The 21794-nt window shown below is 59.8% G+C and carries 18 protein-coding genes and 1 pseudogene; 3 read left to right on the top strand and 16 right to left on the bottom strand.

Going from position 1 to position 21794, the window contains the following annotated elements:
- Positions 1-55: 55 nt before the first annotated feature.
- The 12 genes and pseudogenes from AAEZ03_RS07390 to AAEZ03_RS07335 form a co-directional block, all read right to left on the bottom strand.
- The gene (locus tag AAEZ03_RS07390; protein WP_350577317.1) at positions 56-1225 is read right to left on the bottom strand and encodes an NAD(P)/FAD-dependent oxidoreductase; all 1170 of its coding nucleotides are present in this window, start codon (positions 1223-1225) and stop codon (positions 56-58) included.
- Positions 1222-2703, bottom strand: coding sequence for an FAD-dependent oxidoreductase (locus AAEZ03_RS07385; protein ID WP_350577314.1), 1482 nt, complete (start codon positions 2701-2703; stop codon positions 1222-1224). The genes AAEZ03_RS07390 and AAEZ03_RS07385 overlap by 4 nt, the downstream gene beginning before the upstream one ends.
- The gene (locus tag AAEZ03_RS07380; protein ID WP_350577311.1) at positions 2700-3515 is read right to left on the bottom strand and encodes an ABC transporter permease; all 816 of its coding nucleotides are present in this window, start codon (positions 3513-3515) and stop codon (positions 2700-2702) included. The genes AAEZ03_RS07385 and AAEZ03_RS07380 overlap by 4 nt, the downstream gene beginning before the upstream one ends.
- Before the next feature lie 4 nt (positions 3516-3519).
- Positions 3520-4401, bottom strand: coding sequence for an ABC transporter permease (locus AAEZ03_RS07375; protein ID WP_350577308.1), 882 nt, complete (start codon positions 4399-4401; stop codon positions 3520-3522).
- Positions 4398-5480 carry an ABC transporter ATP-binding protein gene (locus tag AAEZ03_RS07370; protein ID WP_502947912.1) on the bottom strand — a complete coding sequence of 361 codons (1083 nt, stop codon included), beginning with the start codon at positions 5478-5480 and terminating at the stop codon, positions 4398-4400. Before AAEZ03_RS07370 ends, AAEZ03_RS07375 begins: the two co-directional genes overlap by 4 nt.
- Before the next feature lie 76 nt (positions 5481-5556).
- Positions 5557-6591 (bottom strand): polyamine ABC transporter substrate-binding protein, encoded by a 1035-nt coding sequence (locus AAEZ03_RS07365; protein ID WP_185059533.1) that lies wholly within the window; start codon positions 6589-6591, stop codon positions 5557-5559.
- A gap of 190 nt (positions 6592-6781) precedes the next feature.
- Positions 6782-7615, bottom strand: a pseudogene (locus AAEZ03_RS07360) (ABC transporter substrate-binding protein); the annotation flags it as partial.
- A 158-nt stretch (positions 7616-7773) separates the two neighbouring features.
- Entirely contained in the window at positions 7774-9072 is a 1299-nt protein-coding gene (locus AAEZ03_RS07355; protein WP_350577304.1) for an NAD(P)/FAD-dependent oxidoreductase, read from the bottom strand.
- 317 nt (positions 9073-9389) lie between these two features.
- Entirely contained in the window at positions 9390-12032 is a 2643-nt protein-coding gene (locus tag AAEZ03_RS07350; protein WP_350577301.1) for a TonB-dependent receptor domain-containing protein, read from the bottom strand.
- 114 nt (positions 12033-12146) lie between these two features.
- The gene (locus tag AAEZ03_RS07345) at positions 12147-13106 is read right to left on the bottom strand and encodes a FecR domain-containing protein (protein WP_350577298.1); all 960 of its coding nucleotides are present in this window, start codon (positions 13104-13106) and stop codon (positions 12147-12149) included.
- A 1-nt stretch (position 13107) separates the two neighbouring features.
- Positions 13108-13617 (bottom strand): sigma-70 family RNA polymerase sigma factor, encoded by a 510-nt coding sequence (locus AAEZ03_RS07340; RefSeq protein ID WP_123749284.1) that lies wholly within the window; start codon positions 13615-13617, stop codon positions 13108-13110.
- A 227-nt stretch (positions 13618-13844) separates the two neighbouring features.
- Positions 13845-14873 (bottom strand): glycoside hydrolase family 3 N-terminal domain-containing protein, encoded by a 1029-nt coding sequence (locus AAEZ03_RS07335; RefSeq protein WP_350577295.1) that lies wholly within the window; start codon positions 14871-14873, stop codon positions 13845-13847.
- 119 nt (positions 14874-14992) lie between these two features.
- Here AAEZ03_RS07335 and AAEZ03_RS07330 point away from each other — a divergent pair, with 119 nt between their 5' ends.
- On the top strand, positions 14993-15769 hold the full coding sequence (locus AAEZ03_RS07330; protein ID WP_350577293.1) for a DeoR/GlpR family DNA-binding transcription regulator: 777 nt from the start codon (positions 14993-14995) through the stop codon (positions 15767-15769).
- A gap of 258 nt (positions 15770-16027) precedes the next feature.
- Here the strand turns inward: AAEZ03_RS07330 and AAEZ03_RS07325 are convergent, their stop codons facing one another.
- A complete protein-coding gene (locus AAEZ03_RS07325) occupies positions 16028-16909 on the bottom strand; it encodes a LysR family transcriptional regulator (protein WP_350577290.1) in 882 nt (293 codons plus the stop codon).
- Between the two features lie 121 nt (positions 16910-17030).
- Between AAEZ03_RS07325 and AAEZ03_RS07320 the strand changes: the two genes are divergently transcribed.
- Both AAEZ03_RS07320 and AAEZ03_RS07315 read left to right on the top strand, forming a co-directional pair.
- The gene (locus AAEZ03_RS07320) at positions 17031-17594 is read left to right on the top strand and encodes a serine hydrolase domain-containing protein (RefSeq protein ID WP_350577287.1); all 564 of its coding nucleotides are present in this window, start codon (positions 17031-17033) and stop codon (positions 17592-17594) included.
- On the top strand, positions 17591-18748 hold the full coding sequence (locus tag AAEZ03_RS07315) for an MFS transporter (RefSeq protein WP_350577285.1): 1158 nt from the start codon (positions 17591-17593) through the stop codon (positions 18746-18748). The genes AAEZ03_RS07320 and AAEZ03_RS07315 overlap by 4 nt, the downstream gene beginning before the upstream one ends.
- Positions 18749-18856: 108 nt before the next feature.
- Here the strand turns inward: AAEZ03_RS07315 and AAEZ03_RS07310 are convergent, their stop codons facing one another.
- The 3 genes from AAEZ03_RS07310 to AAEZ03_RS07300 are packed head-to-tail and all read right to left on the bottom strand — an operon-like array spanning position 18857 to position 21776.
- Complete coding sequence (locus AAEZ03_RS07310) at positions 18857-19627, bottom strand: ABC transporter ATP-binding protein (RefSeq protein WP_350577282.1); 771 nt, start codon at positions 19625-19627, stop codon at positions 18857-18859.
- Positions 19624-20685, bottom strand: coding sequence for a FecCD family ABC transporter permease (locus tag AAEZ03_RS07305; RefSeq protein ID WP_048371955.1), 1062 nt, complete (start codon positions 20683-20685; stop codon positions 19624-19626). The genes AAEZ03_RS07310 and AAEZ03_RS07305 overlap by 4 nt, the downstream gene beginning before the upstream one ends.
- The gene (locus AAEZ03_RS07300; protein ID WP_350577402.1) at positions 20682-21776 is read right to left on the bottom strand and encodes an ABC transporter substrate-binding protein; all 1095 of its coding nucleotides are present in this window, start codon (positions 21774-21776) and stop codon (positions 20682-20684) included. The genes AAEZ03_RS07305 and AAEZ03_RS07300 overlap by 4 nt, the downstream gene beginning before the upstream one ends.
- Positions 21777-21794 lie beyond the last annotated feature (18 nt).

Here is a 21794-nt window from a genome sequence, read left to right as displayed (position 1 = left end):
ATGTCGATCACGGTGCGTAAATTCGAGAGCCGGCTTGGGGCTCAAGCACGGTTGGTTATTCAAAATGACTCAATACAATACCGGGCTCTACCACGGCTTGGTTACGCTCAAAACGGTCGATGGCAAACGGGCGCATACGCTCATCCACCACGCCCTTGACGATGGCCTTGGCCAGAAATTCACCGGCGGCCGGTGCGCCGGCGTGACCGTAGCACCAGCCAGCGCTGATAAACAAACCCGGCAAGGCATTGTGCGCGCCCAGTAGCGGGCCAAAATCTTTGGATATATGCACCAGCCCGGCCCATTGCCGCAAGATACGGGCATGCCCCAGTTGAGGAAACATCTCCAGATACGCTTTGGCAGTCGCGGCCATCACCGGCACGTCGGCATTCAAGGTGTTTTGCGGGCGTTCGGCAACTTCTGCGCCACCCACCACTTCGCCACGTGCGGTCTGGTGCATGTAACAAAGCCGGTCCAGCAATGCCACGGCAGGGCCTATCAAGGGCCGCATCGGCTCCAGCGCCATGGCTTCCAGGCGCATCGGGTAGCCGTCCAGCGGCACGCCGGCCAATTGCGCCAACCGGTTGCTTTCGGCACCGCCAGCCAGCACCAGGGTGTCGGTAGCAATGCGCTGTTCACCCACACGAACGCCGGTCACCCGCCCGGCGCTGTGGTCGATGGCGCTGACCTCGGTGCGGTAACGAATGCTCACCCCACGCGCCTCGCAGGCCTGGCGATAGGCATACATGGCGGCATGGTGCGGCGCGACCCCGCTGTCGGGCAGGTGCAATGCCGCGCTGACCCGCTGGTGTGCCAGCGCCGGCAGCACCTCACGCAATTGCGCAGCGTTCAACAGGCTGGAATTGATGCCACAGGCTTTGTGCACCTCAAGCGTGCGGTCAAGCATGGCGGCCGTGCCGCTGCGTTCGCCGATCATGCTGTAGCCGCGGCGCGAGTACATGACGTTCTCGCCCAGTCGCTTGGACAAACCCTGCCACAAGTGGCACGAATGGGCGAAGAAGCGCGTCCATTCCGGTGAGCTGAACGCCCCGCGAATCAACGTCCCGTTGCGTCCCGAGGCGCCGCCCTGCCAATAACCGGCGTCAAGCACGAGAATGTCACGCACGCCCAGTTCAGCCAGGTTGAAGGCCAGCGACAGGCCCTGGATCCCCGCACCAACGATGATGATCGACGCCTGTGCGGGTAAAGGTTGTGTAGGGGTCATTGCAGAGGCTCCACAACATCGGCCAGACCGGCCGCTTGCGCGACACTCAGGGCCCGCCGTGGTGGGCGCAGGGTCGGCCTTGGCAAGGTGTGCAACGGGATCCCGCTGCGGGCGCTGACCAGCGCGCGCAGCAAGTCCCAACAAGGTTGGCCCTGACACGGCCCCATGCCGCAGGAGGTCAGGCGTTTGATCACTTCAAGGTCGGTAATGCCCTGCTCGATCAAGGCCTCGACCTCGTGGCAGGACACATCAAAACACGGGCACAGCAACGCCTTGTAGCGCGTACGTGCAGCCACCGGCAGCAGTTGATCAGGTTCAGCCGCCGAGCCAACCCTGCGCAGGCGGCTTTGGCGCTGCTCACGCAATTGCAGCAGCCCTTCGGCGCAGCTCTGGAACGTCAGGCTGGCATCAACCAGCCACGGCCCGGCGTGAACCAGCGCGTCGCAGGCGACCGGTTGCTCGAACAGTGCCGCCGACACCGCGTTGCGCCCCAGCACACGCCGCAATTGGCTAATGGCTTTGACCGCCACCACATTGACCCCCAGCTCACGCAAACGATTGGCATGGGCGGTTTGATCGCCATTACCGACCACTACCACTCGCGCACCGGGCGCCACTGCCTGTTCGTGGGCCATGATCAACGCGGTGCGCGCGTCCATGACGCCGGGCAACCACATATTCGGGATCACCGGCGGGCAAGCACGCCGCCCGGTAGCCAGTACCACGTCATCAGCTTCGAAGGCCACGGCGCCTTGCGCCGGGTCGTGGGGCGCACCGAGTAACAATTGCCCTTCCCGGTAAGCCCCAAACACCTCAACCCCGGTCACTCGTTGCACCCTCTCATCCAGTTGCGGTATTGGCTGCCCGGCGCTTTGCGCATAACGGCCAAGTTGATGGCCACGGGTCACCAACACCACGCTGCGCCCGGCCCGTGCCGCTTCATTGGCGGCGGCACAACCCGCAGGCCCGCCACCAATGACCAAGACGTCGCTGCTCACATACTGGCCTTGCGGCACAGCCACTTCAGCCGTTCGCTCGGCCGGTTTGGCGACTCCTGCGAGGAACGCCAAGAGAGCTTCCCAGCGCTGAAACAGCGGCGTGCCGCTGGGCACCAGATTGGTGTGCTCAAATCCGCCCTGCAGCCAACGATCCGGAATCAGCCGCGACAGGCGCAGCACATCGAACGCCGGGCTCGGCCAGCAATTTTGCATTTCAACCTGCACCCCGGCAGAGACCGCCAGCAGATCCAGCCGCACATTGGGCACCCCGTTAACCCTGGCCAGCACCCCGGCCACGTAGCTGCCCGAGTAACCCAGCGGCCGATGGGATTTACGCGTCCAGGCGAGTGTCTGAACACCGTTAGCCAGCAGCGCAGCCGCCAGGCTCTCGCCCTTGCGCCCTTGCAGGGAACGGCCATTCCAGAAGAACTCGACACACTCGCTGCTGGCATGCCGCAGGCGCAGGTTGACCTCACTCATTCAACAGACCTCCCGGCCTTGCGCTTGGCCATGATGCTGATGCACAGCATGATGATCGACAGAAATGTCATCAAGGTTGCCACCACCGCGATCAAGGGATCGATCTCTGAACGCAGCGAACTGAACATCCGCTTGGTCAAGGTCGACGTGTCGCCGCCACTGATAAACAGCGAGATCACCGCTTCGTCCAGGGAAATGGCAAAGGCGAACATCGCAGCGGCAATCACGGAAAAGCGGATTTGCGGCAACGTCACGTCAAAGAACGCCCGTAACCGGGTAGCGCCGAGAATGCAGGCGGCCTGTTCCTGGGTCATGTCGTAGCTGCGCAACCCAGCGCTGACGTTGATCACCACGTAAGGCAGCGCCAGCAACGTATGCCCCAGCACCAGGCCGGGAATGGTGTTGTTCAGGTCAAACCGGGCGTAGACAAAGAACAGGCCAATGGCGATGAAAATAGTCGGCACAATCATCGGCGCCATCAACAAGCCACGCAGAACCCCCGAGACTTTCGACTGGGTCACGTGCAGCGAATACGCCGCCGCGGTGCCCAACGTGGTCGCCAGCACCATTACCAGTGACGCCGTAATCAGCGAGACCTGGGTTGCGCTGCGCCATTCCAGCGAAGCGAAATACTTGAAGAACGGCTCAATGCTGAACGACTTGGGCGGAAAGCTCAGGTAGCGCGCATCCGAAAACGACATCGGGATCACGATCAAGGTGGGCAGCACCAGGAAAATCATGGTCGCCAACACCAGTACATAGAGCCAGGAGCCGCGCACCGCTGCCATCAGGTTTTGTTTTAGTCGGACCATGATTTCACTCGCTGCGCCGGCCGAGGCCCGCGCTCTTTTTGACAATGAACAAGATCAGCAACGTGGCCAACAGCAGCACCACACCCAGGGACGACGCCGCACCCCAGTTGGCGTACATGGAGACGTCACTTTCGATCCGCATCGAGATCATCTGCACCTTGCCGCCACCCAACAACGCCGGTGTGACGTAGAACCCCAGGGTGATCACAAACACCAAAGTGGCACCGGCTGCCAGCCCTGGCCCCGACAGCGGCAGAAACACATCACGGAAGGCCCGCGACGGTGACGCGCCAAACGCGGCGGCGGCCTGGCTGTAGATCGGGTCGATGCTCTTCATGGCGGCATACAGCGGCAGAATCATGAACGGCAACATGATGTGGATCATGCCAATCACCGTGCCGGTCAGGTTGTACACCAGCGGCAGCGGCGCATCGGTAATGCCCAGGCTCATCAATAAGTCATTGGCAATGCCGCGCCGTTGCAAAATGATCAGCCAGGCATAGGTACGCACCAGCAACGACGTCCACAGCGACACCAGCAACAGCGCCATGGCCACATTGGCCAGCCAGCGCGGCCCCTTGATCATGAAGTACGCGTAGGGGTAGCCGATCAGCACGCAGGCGATGGTCACAATGATCCCGGTCTTGAAGGTCTGCACAAACGTCAGCACATAGATCGGTTCCAGCAGCCGGGTGTAGTTCTCTATGGATAATTGCCCGTCGGCATTGAACAGTGACAGCCAGAACAGCCAGCCAATCGGCAGCACAAACGTCAGCAGCACCAGAAGCAAGGCCGGCAGCCCGGAGCCGAACAGGTACCAGCGCTCACGCCTGTGCGCCTTGCGCAGGTCGCGCGCGTTGAGCGCATCGAAAAGGTCGCTGCTCATTGATCATCTCCAACCAGCAGCGTGTCCTGTACATGCAGGCCCAGCACCACGGCATCGCCGCGGGCTGGCAGGCGGTTGCCTTCGGAACTGTTGGTAGGCCGACGAATCGCCACCGACATGCCCTCCCCCAGATCAATCTGCACCAACTGGCTTTCACCCTGGAAAATCACGTCGGCCACATGCCCGCGCAACAGGTTGTAATCGCTGGCCTCGGCCGGGACGAACTGCAGTTTTTCCGGGCGCACCACCAGGCTCGGGTTCTTTAAACCGTTGGCAACGTTGGCGCCGCGCAAAGCCCGGCCCTGAAACAGTGCCTGGCCGCCCTGCAAGGTGATCGGCAAACACGACGACTCCCCGACAAACTCCGCAATGAAGCGGTTGGCCGGGCGCTCATAGAGATTGACCGGAGTGTCGATCTGGCGGATCCGCCCTTTGCTCATGACCGCGATCCGGTCAGACATGGTCAGCGCTTCACGCTGGTCATGGGTGACGTACACCACGGTCATGCCCAGGCGCTCGTGCAGACGGCGCAACTCCAGTTGCATGGTTTCGCGCAGGCGTTTGTCCAGGGCCGACAGTGGCTCGTCCATCAGCAGGATTTTTGGCTCGAAGACAATCGCCCGGGCCAGCGCGATGCGTTGGCGCTGGCCGCCCGACATTTCGGTAATGCCGCGCTCGATCAAGTGATCCAGCTCCACAGTGGCCAACGCCTGCTCGACCCGCTGACGGATGTCGGCACGTTTGTAACCGCGCAACTTCAGCGGGTAGGCGACGTTTTGGAACACGTTCATGTGCGGGAACAACGCGTAGCTCTGGAACATCATGCCCACATCACGCTTGTGCGGTGGCTCGAAGATCATCTCGCGCCCGCCAAAACGGATACTGCCTGCATCCGGGCGAACGAACCCGGCCAAGGCCATCAGCAGCGTGGTCTTGCCAGAGCCGGAGGAGCCCAGCAACGACAGAAACTCCCCGCTTTTGATCGATAGCGAAACATCATCCAGCGCGGCAAAACTGTCATAGGTCTTGGTCAGCTTTTCGATATCGATCGACATCGAAAGTTTGTGTTCTTCGGACATATTCACACTCGGCACATACGGACGTCAGGCGCCCTTGTTTCGTAGACGGAGCGCCTGCGGCGCCCCACCCCACTGCTTAGTTGGCGAGGAACAGGGCGAACCGCTGGCGAACCGCCGCCTGGTTCTTGACCCACCATTCGGGCGACACGGTGACCACTTTGTCGATGTTCTGAGGCGAGGTCGGCAACCGCGCGGCCAGTTCGTCAGTAATGATCGGCAAGTCATACGCCTTGCTGTTGACCGGGGAGTACGGAATCAATGTGGCCAGCGTGGCCTGGCTTTCGGGCTGCATGATGTGGGCGATGAGTTTCATGGCCTGCGCCTTGTTCGCCGCTCCTTTGGGGATGATCAGGCAGTCATGGCTCAACAGCGCGCCATCGAAGCTGTAGTTGACCTTCTCACCGCTGGCCTTGACCTCGTTGACCCGGCCATTCCAGATCGCCAGAAAATCGACTTCACGGCTGCGCAATAACTGCGCCGAGTCCGCGCCCGCGCTCCACCAGTTGACCACTTGCGGCTTGATCCGATTGAGCACCTTGATCGCCCGTTCTACGTCCAGCGGGTACAAGTCTTTAGGCGCAACCCCGTCGCCCAACAAGGCCGCTTCCATGGTCAGCCACGGCTGGCGGTACAAGGCGCGGGCACCTTTGAACTGCGGGTCGAAGAACTGTTGCCAGTTTTTCGCCACCGGCGCGCCGGTGTCTTCGGCCCAGGCCACCACGGTGGCGTAGGCATGGCTGGCAATCCAGTGACTGCTGACCACGGACTTATCGACATGGGTGGCATCAATCACGCTGTAATCCAGCGGCTCGGCCAGCCCCTCCAACTGCGCCTGGGCGCACTCGGTGCTGCCCAGTTCCACCACGTCCCATTTGGGTTTGCCTGACATCACCTGGGCACGCACCGCCGCGAGGCCGTCCATGTTGTCTTCGCGGATAGTCACGCCCAGGGCCTTGGCGGCGGGTTCGAGGTAGGCTTTGCGCTCGGCGTCCTGCAAGGCTCCGCCCCAACCGGCAAAGGTCAGGGTGTCAGCCAGGGCGGCAAAGCTGGCGCCCCAGCCCAAAGAAGCGATGACCGCCCCGCACAACAGGCTTTTCTTGAAACTGATCATGGTCACGGCCTTCTCAATTCTGGATGAACAGGTCGTAGCGACGTTGAACCTCAGCTTGGTGGGCTTGCCACCAGACCGGATCGAAGAACACCACCTTGTCGATATTGGCCGGAGCCGTCGGCAACGTGGCCGCCATGTCCGCAGGAATGATGCCGGTGTCGTAGGCCTTGACGTTGATCGGCGGGTTGGGGATCACGGTCACCAGGGTTGCCTGGCTTTCGGGCTTCATGATTTCGGCGATCAGTTTCATCGCCAAGGCTTTATTCGGTGCACCTTTTGGCACCACGACGCAGTCGTAATCCAGCAACGCATGGTCATAGGTGTAGTCCACGTTCTCGCCGGACTTTTTCAACTCATCAACCCGCGACGCCCAGATGGACAGCGCGTCCACTTCGCGGCTGCGCAACAGTTGTGCAGAGTCGGTGCCGCTGCGCCACCAATTGACCACTTGTGGCTTGATGCGCTCCAGCACCTTGAACGCCCGGTCGATATCCAGCGGGTAGAGTTGCTTGGGTGAAACCCCATCGGCGATCAACGCCAGTTCCAGCGTGGTGTAAGGCTGGCGGTACAAGGAACGCGAAGCTTTGATTGACGGGTCAAAGAACTCTTGCCAGTTTTTCGGGGTCGGGCCGGCCGCATCTTTTGCCCAGGCCAGTACGGTGGAATAGGCGTTGCTGGCGATCCAGTTTTTGCCGTAGAAATTCGAGGCCAAGCCGTCGGTACTGATCACCGAGTAGTCCAGTGGTTCGGTCAGCCCCTGCTCTTGGGCCAGCACGCAATCATTGGACGCCAGTTCGACAACATCCCATTTGGGCTTGCCCGACATCACCTGGGCGCGCACCGCTGCAAGGCCGTCCATGTTGTCTTCTTTGATGGTGATACCCAGTGCTTTTTCCGCGGGCTTCAGATACGCCGTTCGCTCGGCATCCTGTAGCGCCCCTCCCCAACCCGCAAAGGTGACGGTATCTGCCGCCTGTGCGTGCACGCTTGCACCGAAGGTAATGGCCAGCGCAAGACTGGCCATGGGTGTGTTGATTAATCGCATTTTCAACTCCTGAGTTTGTTGTAATTAGACAGTTGAATAAAACGCCGGCCGTGTTGGCCCGAATCACTCTTTTTATAATGAGCACAGGCAATGTCACACCTGCACGGGTTGCTTCTTTTTCGCTGAAACCGTGGTCGTTATGAAGCGTCTTTGAATCGATACCAGGCATAGGCCATACGCTGGCCCATGCGCAAAAACGGTTGGAACGGGAAGCGCTTGGGGCATTGATGAAGAAAGTCCACCTCGGTGGGATGAGGATCGCCGGTGACCATCTGTGCAAGACGCTTGCCCACCTGCAGTGAAAATGAAACACCGCTGCCGGCATAGCCGCCGCCGGCGAACACGTTTTCCAGGTCTGGCACTTTGCAGACAAATGGTAGCGAGCTTTCACTGACGGCGACCCAACCGCCCCAGTTGTAATCGACCTGGATACCTTCGAGCATCGGGAACTTGCGGGACAAGGCGTCCTGCAGGTTTTGCCGGTGCTTCGGGCTTTCGGCTTCGCGCCCGGTAATGGCGCTGCGCCCGCCAAACAAAATGCGGTCGTCAGGCAAACGCCGATAGTAAGACAGCAGATGGCGGGTATCGAACATGCACTCGCTGCCGGGTAGCGTCTGGCGCTTTTCTTCTGCGCTGAGGGGGCGCGTCACGATAATTTGCGAGTGAACCGGTAACACACGCCCCGCGGTTGCACGATTAAGCGCCGTGGAGGTGTAGCCATTGGTGGCGACCACCACCTTGCGCGCCGTCACCACCCCGCCCGGCGTTACCAGCCGGTGGCTGCCATTGGCGCTGGTCCAGTCGACCACCGGCGAACCCACGTGCACGGTGGCCCCTGCCTCACGGGCCAGGCGATGAACGCCCCAGGCCAGTTTCAACGGGTGCATGGAAAAGCCATCAGGCATGTAGAGCGCGCCAAATGACTCAACACCGCGATGCACCGCTTGCACCTGGTCGCCGCTGACCAGTTGCGCGCCATAACCCAGTACATCGTGATACAGCCCCACTTCGCGCTTGAGCGACTCAACATGCTTGGCGTTGCTGGCGACCTTGTACACGCCGTCTGGCTGCGCGTCGCAATCAATCTGGCCTTCACGGATCAGCCCACGCACGGTGTTCAGCCCGGCAGTCATCTCGGCAAAATACTGTTTCGCGGTGTTCTCGCCGTAGCGACTGATCAACTGCGCCAGCGGCACTCGCCCGCCGGAGATACGGGCAAAGCTGCCATTACGCCCACTGCACCCCCAGGCCACCTGATTGGCTTCCAGGACCACGGCGCGAATGCCGTGCTCGCGGGCCAGGTGCAACGCACAACTCAGGCCTGTGTAACCGGCGCCAATAATCGCAACGTCGACCTCAATGTCTCCCTTGAGCGGGCCGTCATCTGGCGGCGCTGTACCTGCCGTATCCACCCAGTAAGAAGACGAATGAGGCACTCCGACACCTGGGTGAGCATTGACCAGCGGATCGTACAATTTAATCTCCGTATCGCTATGCGATATCTATAAATCATTTAATAGCAATGCTCGATCAAATAAATACAACTGTCAATTGCATTAATTGATTTTAAAACCATTAAATAATCGTGAAGACAGCAAAATGGAGCGCTAAAAACCGCTAACTATTTGAAAGATATTCATTATTTAAATTTACAGACGCATAACCCCGCCGATGAGCGGAACGCTACGCAGAGGGAGGAAGGACGGGAAAAACCGATGGTTGAAGTGGTGGCGGGTTGCCCCGCCACCGCGTATCAGAACTCGTAGCTCAAGCGGGTGTAGTAAAACGTGCCTTCGGGTGCCGCCGGTGACAGGTAGCTGTACTTCTGGCTTGGGGTTTGACGCAGGTGGCTGTCAAAGTCATCCGGTTTGCTGTTGAACAGGTTGTTGGCGCCAACCGACACGCGCAGTTGCTTGGTGAAGGCGTAGTTGACGTCCAGGTCTGTGGTCCATTGAGCGCCGAAGGTTTGATCGTATTGCGAGTCGCTGGCCTGTGCGGCGAACTTGCGGTATTCGCCATAACGGGTTTCGTTCAAGGCCACGGTCCATGGGCCGTAGCGGTGAGTCGCGCCCAGCACGAACTTGTCTTTGGGGTAGCCATATTCCAGGTAGCCCCGGCTTTCACGGGTCACGGTTTCAAAACCGTTGGCGTTCTCGTGGACCTTCTCAATGGTGGTTTTAGCACGGGTATAACCCGCGCTCAGAGCCAGCGAACCGTACTGTTGCAGGTCAAAGTTGTACTTGCCGACGATGTCGACGCCGCGGGTACGGGTATCGACCGCGTTGGTCATGAACTGCGCCCAGGTGTACTGGCCGTAGCCTGCCTCCGTCAGAATGCGCTCGGCGTCTGGCCCGGAAATACCGCCGCTGAACAACAGTCGATCACGGATAGAGATCTGATACGCATCGATGGTCACAGAGGCCTGGTCAACAGGACGCAGCACTAGGCCCAGCGAGTAGTTGGTCGACTTCTCAGGCTTCAATTGTTCGGCACCCAAGGCGCGTGCCGCCGGGTTATCGGACGGCAAGATACGTGTCAGTACCGGGTTGCCATTGGCATCGACGTTGGTGGTGGTAGTCCAGGAGGTGCCGATCTGGCCCAGTGTCGGTGCGCGATAAGCGTTGTTGACGGTGGCACGTAACCCGACCTTGGGCGTGAAGTCATACCGCGCCGACAGTTTGCCCGTGGTGGCTGAACCGAAGTCCGAGTAATGCTCGGTCCGCGCCGCCAGGCCCAGTTGCAGCTTCTCAGTGAGCTGGTTTTCCAGGCCGAAATACACCCCGGCAACATCCCGCGAGTAGGTACCGGCATCGTCCGGGGTCAAACCTGAGGCCTGTACGCCCCCCACTTGCACACCGTCGATTCCGCCAAACGAATAGGAGTCGGAATCACCCGACTCCAGGCGATAACGCTCGTTGCGGTAGGCGATCCCGGCCGAGATGTTCAGCGGGTTGGTCAGCCAGTTCACGGGCAAGTCTTTGACGTAGTCGAGGCCCACGTTGGTTTGTTCGTTGATCAGCGTCGCAATCTGGAATTTTGTCGGGCTGGCGATGCCAAAACTGGGGTTGAGGGTGTTGTAGGCCAGTTCGTCATGTTCGTCGCGACCATAGGTGGCGCTCAGATCAAAGCGGCCCAGGGTATCGTCTTCATACCGGGTGCCGACCGTCAGCGCGCCATCTTCATAGCGGTAGCGGTATTTCGGAATGGTCCCGTTGGGGTAGATCTCGGTGACGTTGTTCGGGTTGTTGGCCAACAGCTTTGGCGTGTTGTTGACCGATTTGTCCTGACCGAACGTGGCGAAGCTGTAGAGGCGCCATTGATCGTTGAGGCCGATTTCGGCATTCGCCGCCAGGTTGTATTTGTCACGCCCGGCACCGCCCCAGCGCGGGTCTTGCACTTGACCATCGGCGAAGTACTTATCGCCAATATCGTCTGGTTTGTTGTTCAGCGCGTTAAAGCTGACGGTCAGAAAACCGTCCCCCGGCAGCCCCAGGCCGTACCAGCCATCAGCAGTTTTGCTGAAGCCGTCACCCTGAGAAAACTTGCCCAATTGCGTGTTGATTTGCCCGCCGCTGTCGCGCTCTTTGAGCACGATGTTGATCACCCCGGCAATCGCATCCGAACCGTATTGTGCAGAAGCGCCGTCTCGCAACACTTCGACGTGGTCGATGGCGCTGATCGGGATCATGTCCAGGTCGACAGACTGTGCACCAATAAATGGCACACCGCCCGACAAGTTCACCACTGCCGAGGCATGCCGACGCTTGCCGTTGATCAACACCAGGGTTTCGTCCGGGGACAGGCCGCGCAAAGAAGCGCCTTTAGGGTCCTGGCCACGGGTTGCGCTCTGGTTTTGCGGAAAGTTGAACGAGGGCAGCAACTGGAACAGCGCCTGGTTGAGGGTCACGGCGCCAGTCTGCACCAACTCTTCGCTGTTGATCACATCCACGGGGGCGCTGCTGCTCAAGGCCGTGGCGTTGGCGCGCCGAGTGCCGATGGCGACCACCCGGTCCAGGGCTGTCGTGGGCGCAGCGTCCTGGGCCTGGGTACCGGCCTTGTTAGCGCTGGCCGCGCCCTCTTTGATGATAAACGCCCCGTCCGGGCTGACTTGCAGCTGCAAACCGGTGCCGCGCAGGGCCTCGCCAACGGCCTGCTCCGCCGACAACGAGCCATGGATCGCCGCCGACGAATAGCGGCTCAGTTGCGGGGTGAACGAAATGACTTGTCCGCTCTGGCGGCTGATGTTCAGCAGCACTTCATCCAGCGGGCCGGAAGCAATGTGGTAGACCTGGCGGGCTTCTTCGGCCGCATAGGCGCAGGTCAGGAACAGGCTCGCCAGAGGCCCTATGGCAAAAGCCCGTAGCTGGCGACGTGAAAAGGTGTTGGACGCGCTCAAGGTGACTCTCCCTAAATCTCTGAACAACGCTGCTCCCCGCAGCGCTTACGGGAGAGGTGTGGATTGGCGCAGAGAAAACTTGCAGATCGTTTGGTTATGTCCTTAGAACCGCGATTAAGCGGAGGTGACCGTGACCCAATAATCGCTGCGACGCAGCACCTGGATCGGCAAGGTCCGCGCCAACGTGTCGAGCACCTGTTCGGTTTTATCCAGCCGAAACATGCCGCTGACGCGCAATTCGGCAACCGCAGGGTCGATGCGCAGCACACCGCCGCGATAAGGCCGCAAGGCCTCGATAATCTGCGCCAGCGGAACATCCCGAACTTCGAGCAAGCCATCGACCCACGCAGCGGCACCCAGGCTCATCAGGCGTACAGGACTAAAACCGTAGCGGTCATAAGAGACCTCATGCCCGGTTTGCAGTTGCAGGGTTTCCAGCCCCTGGCGAGCGATCTGCAGGGCACCTTTGAGCGCCACCACCAGCCCCTGCCCTTCGCGTTCACGTACGGTCAGATCGCTGCCCAGCACGTGGATCAACGCCTGCGGCGTCACCAGTTGAAAAGGCGTTGTCGGATTGACGGCGACCTTGACCCGCAGTTCCCCATCGAGCAATCGGACGATCCGGTGAGAGCCGCTGAAATCCAGATCGACCGCGCTTTTGGCGTTCAAAAACAGCTCGCTGCCATCGGGCAAGCTCACCGTACGCCGTTCAGCGGTTCCGGTTGAAACATCTGCGGTCAGCTCCCCCAGCGCGGTGCGCTGGCTGACCAACAAGCTGGCGCCCAATGCCACACCGGTAAAGGCCAGTGCGCCTTGCAATAGTTTACGACGGCTGGTGCCAGGGGTAGTCAGGGCCTGTTGCAGCACCTTGCCGCTGACCCCTTGGGCAATCGGCACCTTTAAAACCCCCAGGCGGGTTTCCAGTTGCGCGCAGAGTTGTTCATGCCGCGGGTCTTGCGCGCGCCACTGCCGGTAAGCCTGCCAATCAGCCTCGCTGGCATGGCCTGAACGCAGCAATACAATCCAGCGAGTCGCGTTGTCGATCACGTCGTCGTGTTGGTTTTCGATGTTCATGTCATTCCAGGCAAGCCCGCAGGCAACGATTGACTGCCTTGGTCATGTAGTCACTGACCGAGCGTTGGGAAATACCCAATTCAGCGGCAATTTCAGGGTACGTCAGGCCATTGACCTGAGACAGCAAAAAGGTGGCCTTGACCTTGGCCGGCAAGCCATCGAGCAACTGGTCAATGCATTGCAGCGCCTCAATCATCTGCGCCAGGTCTTCGGGCGAAGGCGCTTCGTACACGTCATCCAGTTGCAGGGCATCGAGATAAGCCCGCTCCAGATCGCGACGGCGCCACAGCTGGTACATCAAACGCTGGGCAATGGTGGTCAGCAGCGCCCGTGGTTGACGAATGGGTACTACGCCGGGCGAAGTCAGCAACTGGACAAACGTATCGGCGGCAATGTCTTCGGCGTGGGCGCTGGAGTCGAGGTGGCGGCGCAGGCGTGTGCACAGCCATTGGTAATGACTGCGGAATAATCCGCCCACGTATTCACTGTGAGAAGTGTCGGCGCCGGACATGGAGACTCCAATCAGGGTGAGATGCGCTGTGTGTCCGGTGTACCGGCGGGGCAATGCTATCAAAAGCCGTTATTCGCTAATAATACTTAAAACATATTTTTATATGACATTTAGGAATATTAAGTTCAGGCCTTTTGAGACTGTGAGACACGTCACATCCCACCTGAACGACAGATGGGTGTTTCGGCCTCAGTGCTATGTGTGATGAGCGCGCAAATTCTTGCAAATTATTTGATCACCGGCTCAAATTGCCGAGATTTGGCAACTGCACGCACCTTGGACGAGGCTGCCAGCAACACCTGGCGCTCCAGCGTTCCTTCAGCCACTGCGCTGACGATTGCCTCAGCAATGGCATCGAGCCCTGACTCGCTGGACACCAGCAACAGATGCGCGCCCGCCGCCAGCGAAGCCACGGCCGTATCGGTCAAGGTATTGCCCCGCAGGATGGACACTGCGTCCAGGTCATCAGAAATGATCAGCCCGTCGAACCCCAACGTGTCACGCAACAAGGCAATAACCTTGGCCGATGTCGAGGCCGACTGGTCCGGGTAAATGGCCGGGAACACCGCCGGGCCTGGCATCACCGCTTGCACACCGGCCCCAATCACTTGCCGGAACACCTGGAGGTTGTCGTCAAGCAACTCCAGCGGGCCGTGTACGGTGGCCAGGGCAATGGCCGGGTCATGCTCAGTAGCGTAGTGACCCGGAAAATGTTTAGCCGTGGCAATCACTCCGGCTCGCTGAACCCCACGAATAAAGGCACAGGAAATTCGACTGACCTGTGCCGGGTCGTCCCCCAAATGCCGGTTAAGCAACCAAGGATTGATGCCAGTCACCACATCGACAATCGGCGCGAGGAACAGATTGACACCCAGGCAGCGCGCGACTGAGGCCATTTCATAGCAGCGCTGTTCAATCGCCTCGGCACTCAGGTCATTGAGTTGCGCCCTTGAAGGAATGGCCGGAACCAATTCGTGCAAGCGCTCGATACCACCGAGTTCTTGATCCACCGCGATCAACACCGGCCCACCGGCCAATGCCGCGACGTGTTGAGTCAGGCTGGCCAATTTGGCGTGCGTTTCGACGTCGCGACGCGCCTGGGTCATGGCCCTGCCGATGTACTCATCCCGTGTTTCGCCCAGCAACACCGAGACACCACCACGGCTTAAATGGCGACGGACAGGCTCATCCAGATTCAAATCGCCGATGGCGGGCAACAATACCGAATACGCAGCCCGTAGCAGTTCACCTGACATTACGACTCCTTAACCGCTGTTTGACGCGTGACGAGCGGCCACGCATGATACCGATCAACTTCGAGCACAAAACCAATCATCAATGCTCGTTTATGCTCAATTTAAACAGGATTCAAGGGATGTCAATGCTCACTCATGAGAGTTTCCCCGGAGAGCGACAAACCCTGATCGCCCAACGGCTGGCGACTCACGGCCGGGTGGTGGCTGGGGAGCTGGCTCAGCAATTTAATGTTTCCGAGCACTCAATCCGTCGAGATCTTGCGGCGTTGGCGCAAGCAGGGCTGTGTAAACGGGTGTACGGAGGGGCCATTTCATTGGCGCCTGAGCGATCTGTGAAGGACAGGCAAACGCAACACATAGAGCGCAAAAGCTCGCTGGGCCAGGCGGCAGCGACGCTGATCAAAGCGGGCCAGCACGTGTTTATCGATGGCGGCACCACCAATGCCTGCATAACGAGCGCAATCGATCACAATATTGCAGTTTGCGTCACCACCAATTCGCCCGCCATTGCCCTGCAACTGGACACACTGCCGTTGGCCGAAGTCATCTTGCTGGGTGGTCGCCTGGACAAAACCTCAGGCAACATCCACGGCCTGAGCGCGATTCAACAATTGACCCATTTCAATTTTGATCTGTGCTTTTTAGGCGCCTGCGCGATAGATGCCAGCAAGGGCGTGACCGCGTTCAACATGGACGAAGCAGAATTCAAGCGTGCGGTGGTGTCGCGAAGCGGGCAGATTGTGGTGGCCGTAACCAATGAAAAACTGTCCAGCATTGCCCACTACCACGTGGCCGCCTGTGACGAATTGAGTGTGCTGGTGGTGGAACATGACGCCCCGGCAGAACGGCTGGAGCCTATTCAAGCCAAGGTCTCGACAGTGGTGGTCGCGAGTTGAGGTCAAGAGATCGCGCGAGCTGCCACCCCGTCTTCGACGCCGCGCAGCAAACAGGCGACTGTAGTCGCTGACGAGGCACGAAGGCTGCGATCGGTGGGCCCGCCGCGTTCGGCCAGCGTGGTTTAACGGGGCCTCTTAGATCAAGATCACAAGCCAGATCAAGATCAAAAGATCGCGAGACAAGCTCGCTCCTACAAGGTCTTTAGAATCGATAACTTATTCTTTTTTGATAAGAGGGGCCGCAGGCTGCGATCTTTATCAAGCTATCCGCGTACAGAGAAAATCCACCAGCGCCCGCACTTTGGGCGACGGGTGTTTGCTCGCGGGCCAGAGCACATAAAACACCCCGCGGTGCTCCACATAATCTTCCAGAATCAGTTGCAGGCGGCCATCGGCCAAGGGCTCGCGGATGGCGAACTCCGGCAGATAAGTGACGCCCAATCCTTGCAGTGCAAAACACACGCGGGTTTCGACGTTGTTGCAGATCATCGAGGTGGGCAGTTGCAGTTCGGGCTCGCCAGGGGCTTGGCGCAACGCCCATGTTTCGAGCTTGCCGCTGTTGGGCCAGCGATAGTGCATGCAGGTGTGCTGCAACAGATCAGCCGGGACCTGCGGCGTGCCCCGCAGTGCCAAATAATCCGGTGAAGCCACCACCTGCATGGCGAACGACCCCAAACGACGGGCCGACAATCTTGAATCGACGGGGTTGCCAATGCGCACCACGGCATCAAAACCTTCTTCGATGACGTCAACCCTACGGTCAGTAAAATCCAGGTCCAGCTCAATCTCGGGAAAGGCGCGCATAAATTCGCCGAGCACCGGCAGCACCAGCGAGCTGACCATCGGCAGGCTCACCCGCAGGCGCCCGCGCGGTGCAGCAGAGGCTTGCGACAGTTCCTGCTGGGCGGCCTCGATCTCAGCGAGGATGCGCCGGCTGCGCTCCAGAAACAACGCACCTTCCGCGGTCAACGTCACGCTGCGGGTGCTGCGATGAAAAAGCCGCACACCGAGCTTTTCTTCGAGCCGCGCCACGCTTTTACCGACCGCCGAGGCGGACACCCCCAACAGTCGCCCCGCCGCCACGAAGCTGCGGGTTTCAGCGACCTGAACAAAGACAACGAAGCCATTCAGGCTGTCCATTGCATCCCTCGTCGTTTGATTGCGGACATTCAAGTCCGTACATCAAGGAACTGTATCCCGCTTTTTCTTTAATCTCGACCTTTCTATTGTCAGGCCACGACTTATTTAACCAGGAGTGACCATGACCGCCTTCACCTATCCCCTGCCCCAAGGCGTTATCTCGGCGCAGCTATCTGAACGTATCCAGACCGTTGTCCAGCAGGCGCTGGATGACCAACGGCTGTATGCCCGGGCGGGCGTCTCCTGCGGCATGGACGCTTCGAGCATTAGCCTGGAAGAAAACTTGCGCCGCATTGCCAGCGTGCCATTGCTGTTTGAGCCCGGTACTCAGTGGCGCTATTCACTGGCCACCGATGACCTCGGTGCCTTGGTTGCGCGCATTCAAGGGGTGCCGTTGGGCGACGCTATCCAGCAATTGGAGACAGGGCCATTGGCCATGCTCGATACCGGTTTTACCGCACATGATCCACAGCGAGCAGCCTCCGCCTACGTTAGTGGCCTGCCACCGCATCGACTTGGCGAGGGTGAATGTGTGCCAGTGGTTGAAGACACCGCAGGCATTGATTACAGCCCTGAGCTCATCTTCGATGCGGGCGCTTTCCCTTTAGTAGGCGCTGGCATGTCCGGGCGCTTCGTCAGTGATCTGCGCGATGCGGTCTACGGTGGTCTGGCGGTGCGTCCATGAGCCCAAGCGCAGCCCTGACTAAGACCGAACGTCTGCCATTGGCCCCGCTGCTGGCGCTGGCCATGACCGCTTTTATCATCATCCTCACCGAAGCCTTGCCCGCCGGGCTGCTGCCACAAATGGCCGAAGGCTTGGCTGTTTCCGAGGCGTGGGTGGGCCAGACCGTGACGATCTACGCCATCGGTTCACTGCTGGCGGCCATTCCGTTGACGGCCGCCACGCAGGGCATGCGCAGGCGCCCATTGCTGCTGATCGCGATTGCTGGCTTTGTGGTGGCCAACACTGTGACGACGCTGTCTACCAGTTATGCGCTGACGATGCTGGCGCGCTTTCTTGCAGGCATGTCGGCTGGGTTATTGTGGGCACTGCTGGCGGGTTATGCCGCACGCATGGTGCCGCCCCATCAACAAGGTCGGGCGATTGCCGTAGCGATGGTCGGTACACCGCTGGCCCTGTCGCTGGGTGTTCCGGCGGGCACGTTCCTGGGGGTGTTGGTGGGTTGGCGCATCTGCTTTGCGATCATGAGCGTGCTGGCCGTACTGCTGATGTTCTGGGTGCGCTTACAAGTCCCTGATTTTGCCGGGAAAGCTCAGGAAAAACGACTGCCGTTGCGTCTGGTTTTCCAGTTACCCGGTGTCCGCTCGGTGTTGTTTGTGGTGCTGGCTTTTGTCCTGGCGCACAACATTCTCTATACCTATATCGCGCCGTTCCTGGGCGCGGCAGGCATGGCCGAGCGTACGGGCCTGGTGCTGTTGGTGTTTGGCTTGACGTCTCTGCTGGGCATTTGGATTATCGGCATTTTGATCGGCCGTCATCTGCGCATGCTGACGTTAACCAGCATTGCTGTTTTTGCCCTTGCCGCCCTGGCATTGGCCCTTGCGGACAAGGTACCGAGCATTGTTTATCTGGCGGTAGGCGCTTGGGGTTTGGCATTCGGTGGCGCCGCCACCCTGTTTCAAACATCCATGGCCAAGGTCGCTGCCTGCGCGACAGACGTCGCCCAATCCATGCTGGTAACCGCCTGGAATACCGCCATTGCAGGCGGCGGGATTCTCGGCGGCGTATTGCTGGAGCAACTGGGTGTCAGCGCCTTCGCCCCGGTGGTGCTGGTGCTGTTGGTGGCGAGCTTTTGGGTAGTGTTGAGGAGCAGATAACCACCCTGATAACGGTAGGAGCGAGCTTGCCTCGCGATCTTTTGATTTTTTAAAAGATCGCGAGACAAGCTCGCTCCTACAGGGCCTTTAAAATCAATAAGTTACTTATTAGGCAGGGCAATCCACCAGCACTTGCAGGGTCTGTTGCGAGCAGCGCTCGACCCGCGCCTTGACACCGTACACATCGGCAAACAGTTGCGGGGTCAGTACCTCTTCTGCGGCACCAAAGCCCATGATTTGCCCGTCTTGCAACACGGCGATAGTGTCGGCATAACGCGCCGCCAGGCTGATGTCATGCATTACGATTACCGCGATCAATTGGTGCTGGCGAACCATGTCACGCACGCATTCCATCACCCGCAATTGGTAGCTCAGGTCCAGCGCGCTGGTGGGCTCATCCAGCAGCATGACGCTCGGACGACGCGCAATCAGTTGCCCCAGGCTGACCAGTTGCCGCTGCCCCCCCGAGAGCGCATTGAGCATGCGATCAGCCAGGTGTTCGATGCCAATGCGCTGCAAGGCGGCATAGGCCTGTTCCAGGTAATCACCACCGCTACCACCGACACGCAAGGCCGCCATGACGCTTTCGATCACGCTGAGCCCCAGCCCCGGCGGCAGGTGTTGCGGCATGTAGGTGATGAGTCGCGCTCGCTCCGACACCGACATCGTCGTCAGTTGCCGGGCTTGCAAGCTGACCGTGCCCTGCAAGCGTTCAAGCCCCACCAGGCCGCGTAGCAACGTGGATTTTCCGGCACCATTGGGCCCGATCAACGCGGTGAGAGTGCCGGGTTGCAGCTCGGGCAATGACGCATCTGCAATCACTACACGACGGCCATAAGTCACCTGGGCATGGCTGATCACTAAGCCTTGAGCACTCATAGCTGCCGACCCCGCTTGAACACCAGCGCCACAAAAATCGGCACGCCCACCAAAGCGGTGACAATGCCGACCGGCACGATCACCCCCGGCATGATGATTTTGCTGACCACCGAGGACAGTGACAGCAACAGCGCCCCCACCAGCGCGCTGGCCGGGAACAGAAAGCGCTGGTCTTCACCAATCAAAATGCGCGCAATGTGCGGGCCCACCAGACCGATAAAGCCAATGGTGCCGACAAAGGCCACCGCCGTCGCCGACAGCAAGCTGATGCGCAGCAGCGAGAAAAACCGCAGCCGGCGCACGTCAACGCCAAAACTTTGCGCGCGATCCTCACCCATGCGCAACAAAGTCATGCGCGAAGACGCCTGCAGCGAAAACGGCATGATCAGCGCCAGCACCACGGCGAGAATGCTCAACTTGTCCCAATTGGCCCGCGCGACGCTGCCCAAGCTCCAGAACACCAGCTGTTGCAGCACATCTTCGGTGGCCAGCAACTGCAACAGCGCCACCAAAGCGTTACAACTGAACACCAGGGCAATGCCGAACAGCACCAGGGTTTCTACCCCGGCGCCTCTTAATCGCGACATGCCATGCAGTAAAAACATCGAGCCGCAGGCAAACACGAACGCGGACAGCGCCACGATCGAATCGCGGCTCAATAAAGCGCTGCTGACCGGAAAAACAATGATCAGCGAAGCGCCTAACGCAGCCGCCGACGACACCCCGAGGGTAAAGGGGCTGGCCAGCGGGTTATTGAGGATGGCCTGCATTTCTGCACCGGCCAGTGACAGGGCTGCGCCCACCAGCACCGCCATCAGCGCGTAGGGCAAGCGCACATTCCAGATGATCACCCGGTCAGTCACGGCCAGGTTTTGCGGGTGCAACAGGCCGTCAACCAAAGCCCCAAGGGTCATCCCCGAAGAGCCGGTCGACAGATCAAGCAACACCGCCGCGACCAAGGCAATGCCGATGCCCACCAACAAGCCGACCCGTCGCGCCAGCAGACGGCGGTAGCCGTGGCTGGCAGCGGCCACGGCGGGGTTCAAGTGCGCGGTCATTTCTGCTCACTGATCCAGTATTGGCCTGCCAGCGGCATGCCGAGGAACTGCTGGTTGATTTGCTCCAGCGTGTGCTGCGGGTCAAGTGAGGCAAATTTTTCGGGGTGAATCCACTTGGCCATGGCCTCTATCGCCAGGAGGTTGTACGGCGAGTTGTAAAAGTCATGCCACAAGCCATGCACATTGCCTTCGCGAATCGCTCGCAGTTGGGCAAACTCAGGGCGGCTCAGCACCTGTTTGAGCGATGCCTGGGCCGTGGCCTGGTCAATGCCTGCGCCCATCATCACGCCCGGCTTTTGATTGCCGGTGAGGATGTAAATGTCCGGATCAGCCTTGAGCGCGTATTCAACACTGATATCGCCCAGTGCGCCGGGCACTACGCCAGCGGCAATATTGCGTCCGCCCACCAGGTTGATCAGTTCGCCCATACCGCCTTTACCCGTGGTATGCCCAGGGTTGGCCCAGACACCGGCCAGCAGTTCAAGAAACACGCTAGGGCGTTTGCTGTCGTCGATTGCGCCCAAGGTTTCGGTGATGTGGTCAATGTGCTGCTGGTAGAAATCCAGGAAAGCTTGAGCTTGTGCTTCACAGCCAAGAGCCTTGCCCAGTGCAGTCATGCTGTCATGGGTGCCCTGCACCGGGTTGACCCGAAAGTCGACAAACAGCACCGGGATGCCGGCTTTTTCGAGGATATCGGCTACCGGGCTGTGCTCGGTCGGGCCATGGCCGGAGATGCTGAACACCGCCAGGTCCGGCTTCAGCGAGAGGATTTCCTCGGCGCTGACGCTCTGCTCCGAGGCCTGGCCAATCAGCGGAATGTCTTTGACCTCTGGAAACTTCGCCACGTAAGCGGCGTAGGTATTGGGGTCAAGTTTGCGCAGGTCGTTCTGCCAGCCCACGACACGCTTAAAAGGCTGATCGCGGTCAAGAATGGCCAGCGTCGAAATCAATCGACCCTCGCCCAGCACCACCCGCTGCACATGCTCAGGCACGTCGACCACCCGCCCCAGCACGTCGGTGACGTCTTTGGCCCAGGCCGACGACACCATGCCGAACCCGCTAACAATTAACACCACCAGCAATGACCACATGCGTGAAAACGATTTGGA

The sequence above is a fragment of the Pseudomonas sp. HY2-MNA-CIBAN-0224 genome (assembly GCF_040310285.1).
GTDB lineage: Bacteria > Pseudomonadota > Gammaproteobacteria > Pseudomonadales > Pseudomonadaceae > Aquipseudomonas > Aquipseudomonas helleri.
Note: the sequence above shows the minus strand (reverse complement) of the source record. Positions and strands in the feature narration are given on the sequence as shown.

Bases quoted from the DNA above. Each gene is read 5' to 3' on its own strand.
- AAEZ03_RS07390 (WP_350577317.1), bottom strand. From the start codon at position 1,225: ATGACCCCTACACAACCTTTACCCGCACAGGCGTCGATCATCATCGTT.
- AAEZ03_RS07385 (WP_350577314.1), bottom strand. From the start codon at position 2,703: ATGAGTGAGGTCAACCTGCGCCTGCGGCATGCCAGCAGCGAGTGTGTC.
- AAEZ03_RS07380 (WP_350577311.1), bottom strand. From the start codon at position 3,515: ATGGTCCGACTAAAACAAAACCTGATGGCAGCGGTGCGCGGCTCCTGG.
- AAEZ03_RS07375 (WP_350577308.1), bottom strand. From the start codon at position 4,401: ATGAGCAGCGACCTTTTCGATGCGCTCAACGCGCGCGACCTGCGCAAG.
- AAEZ03_RS07370 (WP_502947912.1), bottom strand. From the start codon at position 5,480: ATGTCCGAAGAACACAAACTTTCGATGTCGATCGATATCGAAAAGCTG.
- AAEZ03_RS07365 (WP_185059533.1), bottom strand. From the start codon at position 6,591: ATGATCAGTTTCAAGAAAAGCCTGTTGTGCGGGGCGGTCATCGCTTCT.
- AAEZ03_RS07345 (WP_350577298.1), bottom strand. From the start codon at position 13,106: ATGAACATCGAAAACCAACACGACGACGTGATCGACAACGCGACTCGC.
- AAEZ03_RS07340 (WP_123749284.1), bottom strand. From the start codon at position 13,617: ATGTCCGGCGCCGACACTTCTCACAGTGAATACGTGGGCGGATTATTC.
- AAEZ03_RS07335 (WP_350577295.1), bottom strand. From the start codon at position 14,873: ATGTCAGGTGAACTGCTACGGGCTGCGTATTCGGTATTGTTGCCCGCC.
- AAEZ03_RS07330 (WP_350577293.1), top strand. From the start codon at position 14,993: ATGTCAATGCTCACTCATGAGAGTTTCCCCGGAGAGCGACAAACCCTG.
- AAEZ03_RS07325 (WP_350577290.1), bottom strand. From the start codon at position 16,909: ATGGACAGCCTGAATGGCTTCGTTGTCTTTGTTCAGGTCGCTGAAACC.
- AAEZ03_RS07320 (WP_350577287.1), top strand. From the start codon at position 17,031: ATGACCGCCTTCACCTATCCCCTGCCCCAAGGCGTTATCTCGGCGCAG.
- AAEZ03_RS07315 (WP_350577285.1), top strand. From the start codon at position 17,591: ATGAGCCCAAGCGCAGCCCTGACTAAGACCGAACGTCTGCCATTGGCC.
- AAEZ03_RS07310 (WP_350577282.1), bottom strand. From the start codon at position 19,627: ATGAGTGCTCAAGGCTTAGTGATCAGCCATGCCCAGGTGACTTATGGC.
- AAEZ03_RS07305 (WP_048371955.1), bottom strand. From the start codon at position 20,685: ATGACCGCGCACTTGAACCCCGCCGTGGCCGCTGCCAGCCACGGCTAC.
- AAEZ03_RS07300 (WP_350577402.1), bottom strand. From the start codon at position 21,776: ATGTGGTCATTGCTGGTGGTGTTAATTGTTAGCGGGTTCGGCATGGTG.